The organism is Komagataeibacter melomenusus, assembly GCF_013155395.1.
Lineage (GTDB): Bacteria > Pseudomonadota > Alphaproteobacteria > Acetobacterales > Acetobacteraceae > Komagataeibacter > Komagataeibacter melomenusus.
In genome coordinates this window covers 21,784-28,455 of sequence record NZ_JABJWC010000044.1, presented here as the reverse complement: position 1 = coordinate 28,455, position 6,672 = coordinate 21,784, and the positions used below count along the sequence as shown (strand labels likewise).

Genomic DNA, 6,672 nt, shown 5'->3' with positions numbered 1-6,672 from the left:
CCCGAAACACCGCCTGGCGGTTTGCGAAAACATCCGGGCCTGATCAGGACAGCCTGCCCGAAGTATTCGCCTCCGTGCAGGTGCCGCAGGCTGGCGCCTCATGGCTGCGGCGGCTGCTGGCCTTCATGGGGCCGGGCTATATGGTCTCGGTCGGCTACATGGACCCCGGCAACTGGGCCACCGACCTGCAGGGCGGGGCGCAGTTTGGCTACACGCTGCTGGCCGTTATCGGGCTGTCAAACCTCATGGCCGTGCTGCTGCAATCGCTCTCGGCCCGGCTGGGCATCGCTACCGGGCGCGATCTGGCGCAGGCCTGCCGCGACCACTTTCCCCCTGCCGTGAACATCGTGCTGTGGCTGGCCTGCGAACTGGCCATCACCGCGTGCGACCTCGCCGAAGTCATCGGCACGGCGGTGGCGCTGCAACTGCTGTTTGGCCTGCCACTGGTCATGGGAGCGGTCATATCGGTGCTCGATGCCTTTATCGTGCTCTTTCTCATGAACCGGGGCTTCCGTTATCTTGAGGCCTTCGTGATCGGGCTGCTCAGCATCATTGCCCTGTGCTTTGCGGTGCAGGTTGTCGCAGCCCATCCGCCCCTTGCGGCTGTGCTGGCAGGCTTCCTGCCCCGCGCCGCAATCGTGACCAACAGCCAGATGCTGTATATCGCCATCGGCATTATCGGGGCGACGGTCATGCCCCATAACCTCTACCTGCATTCCTCCATCGTGCAGACCCGCGCCTTTCCCCGCACAGAAGCAGGGCGGCGCGACGCAATCCGCTGGGCCACGTGGGACAGCACGATCGCGCTTATGCTGGCGCTGTTCATCAACGCTGCCATCCTCATCGTGGCGGCCGCCGCCTTCCATGCCAGCGGCCATCAGGGCGTGGCGGAAATCGAGGATGCCTACCGCCTGCTCTCCCCTGTTCTGGGGCTGGGCATTGCGTCCACGCTGTTCGCGGTCGCGCTGCTGGCGGCAGGCACCAATTCCACCGTTACCGGCACGCTGGCAGGCCAGATCATCATGGAGGGCTTCCTGCGGCTGCACATGCCGCCCTGGGCGAGGCGGCTGCTCACGCGCGGGCTGGCCATTGCGCCAGTGGTGGTGGTGACAGCCCTTTATGGCGACCAGGGCGTGGGGCGTCTGCTCATGTTCAGCCAGGTCGTTCTGTCCATGCAACTGCCTTTTGCGGTCATCCCGCTGGTCATGTTCGTGTCTGACCGGCGCAAGATGGGGCCTTTTGTCATATCGCGACCGGTGGCCATCCTGTCATGGGTTGTGACGGCGCTCATCCTGGTACTCAATTTCAAGCTGCTGTTCGATACGGTTTCCTGACCACCACATGATGCCATGCAGGGCAGTGTTGCAACAATGAACCATGCCCGCCCCTTCTGCGTCCGGCCAGACAGGCTATAACGCTCGCATCCCGTTATAACATGCGGGAACGTGTCAATATCGACCAGAATGGAAAACAGCCATGTCCGTTGAAAACATGCTTCGTGACGCCATCAGCAAGAAAACCGCTGTCGGCTTTACTTTCGATGCCAAGAACTATATCGGCTCCCCCCACGCGCTCGGCGAGCGCGACGGCAAGCCGCAGGTGCTCATCTATCGTGGCGAGGATGCCCACGAAAAGCGCGTGCCCCCCATGGGTGAATGGAGCGTCCTGCCGCTTGACACCATCACCGGCCTCAAGCTGCTGCCCGGTGAAGAATTCCATGCAGGCCACCCCGATGCGAAGGTGGAAAAGGAACTGCACAAGGTCACGCTGCGCGTCGCATAACGCAGCACACCCCGCAAGGCCCCTGCCCGGTTCGTGGCAGGGGCTTTTTTTGTCAGGTCTGCTTCTGCTGCGGGGGCGTCTTGGCCGTGGCATCGATCCTGAGTTCGTTGCCTGCCCAGTTATCAACAAAGTTGAGGTAGCTCGGCACGGGGAACTTGATGCCCTCGGCATTCATGCGCACGGCAACGCGGCTGTAATACTGCCGGTACACGGTCCATTTCGACCCCGGCGCCGTGCGGATGGAACCCAGGAAGCGCGCGCCATTGCCATCGGCCTGCTCGATGCCCAGAAACGTGAAGTCTGACAGGATGAGATGCGTAAAACGTGGGATCTTGCGCAGGGCGGCCAGCTCTTCTTGCAATATTCTGGTCAGCTGCTGCGTGTCCTGGCTGAGGTCGATCATGACATCAACCACCACAAGATTGTAATCGCGCGAGGTATTGGCGATCGACGACACCCCGGAGAACGGGATGATATGCAGGTCGCCATTGACCGAGCGCAGCCGCAGGGTGCGGATGGACAGGTGCTCCACCGTGCCCGACACGCCGCCCGCCGTAACCCAGTCACCCACCTGTATGGCATTCTCCACCAGCATGAAGAAGCCGGTGATGAAATCCTTGACCAGGCTCTGCGCGCCAAAGGCGATGGCCGCACCCATGATGCCCGCACCCGTCAGCAGGGGGGCGACGTTGATGCCGATCTGCGACAGCGTGGTCACCGCGACAATGATGATGATCAGCGCCAGCAGCACGGTCTTGATAATGGGCAGCACGGTGCGCAGGCGGCTTGCGCGCCCTTGCTGTGATGAATTCTCGAAGCGCGCGATCTGGCCCTGCAGCACCGCATTGACGGCCTCCCAGATGAACACCGCTACCGTATAGGCAATGATGACCGAGTTGATCGTGCCCATGATCTTCTGCCCCAGCTTGCCGTGGAACAGGAAGTGAATGGCGGGCAGCCCCAGCGCCTGCAGGAACAGGATGACCGTGGCGAATGACAGCAGGAAGGACAGGATCTTGCGCGCGGTCGGGTAATAATAATTCACCCGCGCCTGCAGGCCGGGATAACGCGCCTCCATGGCGGGTGAGATATGGAACAGCCGGTTCTGCACGTTATAGGCCAGCACCGAGAACAGGCGCGACAGGATCACGACCGCCGTGGTCAGGATGACCGTGCGGATGATCCATGCATAGCCACCCTGGATGTGGGTGGCCCAGATCAGCCACAGCGCGAAGTTGAAGAACATGGCCGGCACCCACCACAGGTACACGATGCGTCCCACGAACGCCCAGAACGGCTGCTGGAGCAGCCGCGCCGAAGGTTGCAGCGCCGAGGCGACATGCCTGCGCACCCGCCATGTAAAGATGGCTACAAGCACATGCTCGATCAGCACGACCGAGCGGATGATGGCCTCCGTGCCACGGGCAGGCATGTCGAACACGCCGCCCAGCGTGGAAAGACACACCACGACCGAGGGCGCGGCCACCAGAAAGTTGAGCCAGCGCGTGACCATGAAGGCCGTCTGGTCGCTGGCACTGCACAGGCGGATGGCGGGCGAATGCGGCACGAACAGCGTTTCCATGAGCAGGTACACCACCCGCGCCACCACATAGGCGTTGGTCAGCGTCAACGTGACCAGCATCGCCTGGTGGGTGGTGGTGAGCATATAGGCAAACCCGGTGCCCAGCCCGAAGAAAAGCCCCACCGGCACCAGCTTGATGAGCATGTGCATGAGCGAATACGGCACGCGCGCCAGCAGGCGCAGGGTGGCGTGCTGGGCCTGCATGTCCTGCTCGGTGGCGGCCTGCTGGCCGGTACCTTCCGCTGCTGGCGCTCCCGCCGCCGGCTGGGCTGCCGGGTTCGGCGCCGTTGTTGCCGGATCGGGCAGGTTGAGGCGTTTTTCAGTCGCCAGCGCGCGCGCGGTCACGCCGCGCAGGGGCTTGCGCAACAGCAGCGAGAGGCCATGCTCGGCCGCCAGCGCCAGCAGCAGGATCAGCGTTGCCCTTCCCACCGCATCAAGCAGGATGCCGCGTGATTGCGGGTCGGCAAAGATGGTGTGGGTCCAGTGAACGACGAACGCCAGGTCCCCGAACAGGGCGACAAAATGCTGCGCCTGCACGATCAGGCTGGCCCGCAGCGCCTCCGTGTCCTGCACCAGGTCGCTGCCCAGGCTGTCAGGCTGCACGGTCAGTTCCTGCGCGGGGGCTGCCGCGTGCACGGGTGGCGCCGGAGCCGGGGCGGGCCCCGAGGGAAGCTGGGAGGCAATGGCCGCAAGCGTATTTTCAAATTCGGCACGGCGGTCGGGGTCATTGATCACCGCCAGCACCTGCCGCGCCTGCTCGGCAGTCATGCCATGCGCGGGCGTGGATACGGGTGGTGCAGTTTCATCCGCCGCACGGGCCGCCTGTGGGCCGTATGCCACCAGCATGGCCAGACACCCCAGAACAGCCCCGCGCAACACGGCCAGGACGATGTTGCGCCGCCTGCCGCCTGCGGAAAAATGCCGCCCCTCGCCCCGCTGGCCGGTTTGTGTTGAATGGCGCATTTTCAAATTCCGTCCCGCCTGCTCGATCCTGCCGATCTGCCGGGCAGACATGGCGAGGAATGCGCCGTTACCCGGACAGATGGCGCGATTTATCGCAGAGATGGACGTAAAAGCGCAGGCTCGGGGAAGCCGGGCAGATATGCAATAAATTGCCCTACCCTTTTGGCCTATACTTTGTATCGGCCAAAATTACTTGCCATGCTTAATTTTTATTTATATAATTTATATTCGATAATTTTATATCAATTTATCTTATATCTGGAACATAAATCAATCCACCCTACCCGTCACGCCTTGCCCGCATGCTTGCGGATAAGTGGTATGGCCTCCGGGTCATGCTTCAGGGCGCGCGTCAGCAGGTCCTGCCCCAGCGCCTTGAGCGCAAGCGGGTGCATGGTCTCGACCGCGCTGTCAAGGCTGTGCCGCTCCGTATCAGACAGGTCGGGAGCATCGACAATGCGCTGGCGCAGCGCCTTTATCGTTTCAGGCCCCGATAGGGTGACATGCATGTCATCGGGCCGGTCGAGGTAAGCACGACCGGCAGGCGTCAGGCAGGTCTCGCCCGTAATGCCCAGCCCCGTGGGCCGTATGCCCACCCCGCCCTTGCACAGGCCCTGCAGTTCAAGGTCCATCAGGTTGCGGGCATATTTTTCCTCATCCGCCGCCTGCACGGGCCGCAGCGTGGTGGTACCGCCCTGATCGGCCATGTGGCGCAGCAACTGCCCCTGCAACTCACGGTCAATCATGTCCTGCCTCCGCTCATCATGCCTACAGGCTCCATGATGGGCTGGCAGGCCCGGGCAGGCAACAGCCGTGTGAATACATACGGTTATGCACGATCAGTCACAATCGGGCGCATCGCGGCACCATTGCGGCACATGCGCGCGGGGCACTGGCTCGCGCGTGGCCCGCTTCACCTCGGCCAGCACGCCAAGCGCATGCTCACGCACGGCGCGGGTGTTGACGCGGCTGGCCCCTTCGCGGCCCTGCGTCATGACCTGCCCGAACTGTTCGAGCCGCCGCAGCAATGTCGCGCGCTGGACCTCATCAAGATCAAGCACCGCCGCGCGAAAGGCGTTCTGCCAGACCTGCACGGCCAGGCGCTCGCGTTCAGGCGCGGGCAGAGGGTCGTGGCCCTGTGTCATGTCGGTTTCATATCCTGACCCGTAAGGAAATGTCTTCTGAAGCTTTGGGAAAAATGCTTCATCGACAACGTTTACAGTTTCAGGATTTTATTGGAAAGGTTGCCGCCCCCGCAGGCCATGTGGCGGGCACGCCCTGCGGGCAGGGTATGTCATAGGTCAGGTGGTCGGGCTGGATGTCACGCAGGATTTCCATGTTGCGGAACAGCTCGTGCCGGTCAGGCCGCAACGCCTGGCGCGACAGGAATGCCCGCGCCTCGGCCTTTGCCGCCTGCATGGGGTAGTCCTGCCCGGCGGGCTTGAGGTGCTCTATGGCCGTATAATCCACAATGCCGACATTATGGCAGTTCCGGCGTGCCGCATTGCAGAACGCGATGTCCGTCGCCCACGCCCAGCGCAGTTCGGGGAATGGATAGACATAGGCCATGGCATCACGATGGAAGGCGGTAACCGGCCCATCTTCCACATAGCGGGTAATGCGCCCGAGACTGTTCCATTTGCGATAGTTGAACGTAAAGGATGTATAGGAATGGTAACGGTGGGCGGGCTGGGATATTTTCAGCCCCATGACTTCGCATAGCGATATGAACCCATCAAGAAAACGCGGCGGCAGGGCAACGTCATCATCGGTAATGACCACCCAGTCGTAATCCTGCAGTTTTACTGTTGCGAGGGCTGAATTGATATTGCCAAACTTGCCCCTGTCATGCATCTGGGCGGTGACGAAATCCACCTTATGCTTGGTATTTCTCATGCGCCTGAACACATCATGCAGCGTGCGCTCGCGTTTTGGCACCCGCACGGATGTGACGAGAATCCTGCGCACGGGCTGCCTGCGGGCAATATTCCTGACATGGCGGGAATACTTCCGGTTATGCAGATCGAACACCATGTCCACCAGGACGGAAACCTTGCGTTTTTGCCAGAAATTCTTGTGCTGGCAGAAATCGGAATCAAAAAAGTCCGCTTTTTCCTGTTCTGGTATTGTCATGTTTTTCTCTCCATTACCATTTCAGGCACGGCAGGCCATGGATGACATACGCTGCCACCGGGGCGGGGATATGGCAGCACAAACAAGATCCTGTTCGTGAAGTTTCAAATTATTTCCGGCAAAATCATATTCGGGCATTGCCCGGAACTGTTCCCCCGCCAGCACGATACGACCAGGGCAAGTCCACTGGACCCAGGCTCGGTGGAATTGCT

The 6,672-nt window shown here is 61.5% G+C and carries 7 protein-coding genes; 3 read left to right on the top strand and 4 right to left on the bottom strand.

Annotated features, from left to right (window positions below):
- Both HNW77_RS14125 and HNW77_RS14120 read left to right on the top strand, forming a co-directional pair.
- The coding region (locus tag HNW77_RS14125; protein WP_172158470.1) for an Nramp family divalent metal transporter at positions 1-1,334 on the top strand (1,334 nt) is incomplete at its 5' end.
- Positions 1,335-1,476: 142 nt separating this feature from the next.
- Positions 1,477-1,782 (top strand): hypothetical protein, encoded by a 306-nt coding sequence (locus HNW77_RS14120; RefSeq protein ID WP_172158464.1) that lies wholly within the window; start codon positions 1,477-1,479, stop codon positions 1,780-1,782.
- A gap of 52 nt (positions 1,783-1,834) precedes the next feature.
- Here HNW77_RS14120 and HNW77_RS14115 read toward each other — a convergent pair whose 3' ends face one another.
- From HNW77_RS14115 to HNW77_RS14100, 4 genes are all read right to left on the bottom strand, one after another.
- Positions 1,835-4,210 (bottom strand): mechanosensitive ion channel family protein, encoded by a 2,376-nt coding sequence (locus HNW77_RS14115; protein ID WP_172158475.1) that lies wholly within the window; start codon positions 4,208-4,210, stop codon positions 1,835-1,837.
- Positions 4,211-4,614: 404 nt separating this feature from the next.
- On the bottom strand, positions 4,615-5,073 hold the full coding sequence (locus HNW77_RS14110) for a hypothetical protein (RefSeq protein ID WP_172158463.1): 459 nt from the start codon (positions 5,071-5,073) through the stop codon (positions 4,615-4,617).
- Between the two features lie 93 nt (positions 5,074-5,166).
- A complete protein-coding gene (locus tag HNW77_RS14105) occupies positions 5,167-5,472 on the bottom strand; it encodes a hypothetical protein (RefSeq protein ID WP_172158462.1) in 306 nt (101 codons plus the stop codon).
- Positions 5,473-5,551: 79 nt separating this feature from the next.
- Positions 5,552-6,358, bottom strand: a complete 807-nt coding sequence (locus HNW77_RS14100) for a glycosyltransferase (protein ID WP_276592058.1) — start codon at positions 6,356-6,358, stop codon at positions 5,552-5,554.
- On the opposite strand from HNW77_RS14100, the gene HNW77_RS17835 reads away from it, so the two are divergent.
- Positions 6,239-6,505, top strand: coding sequence for a hypothetical protein (locus HNW77_RS17835; protein WP_241694489.1), 267 nt, complete (start codon positions 6,239-6,241; stop codon positions 6,503-6,505). The two genes, HNW77_RS14100 and HNW77_RS17835, sit on opposite strands and share 120 nt — an antisense overlap.
- The last annotated feature ends 167 nt before the right edge of the window (positions 6,506-6,672 follow it).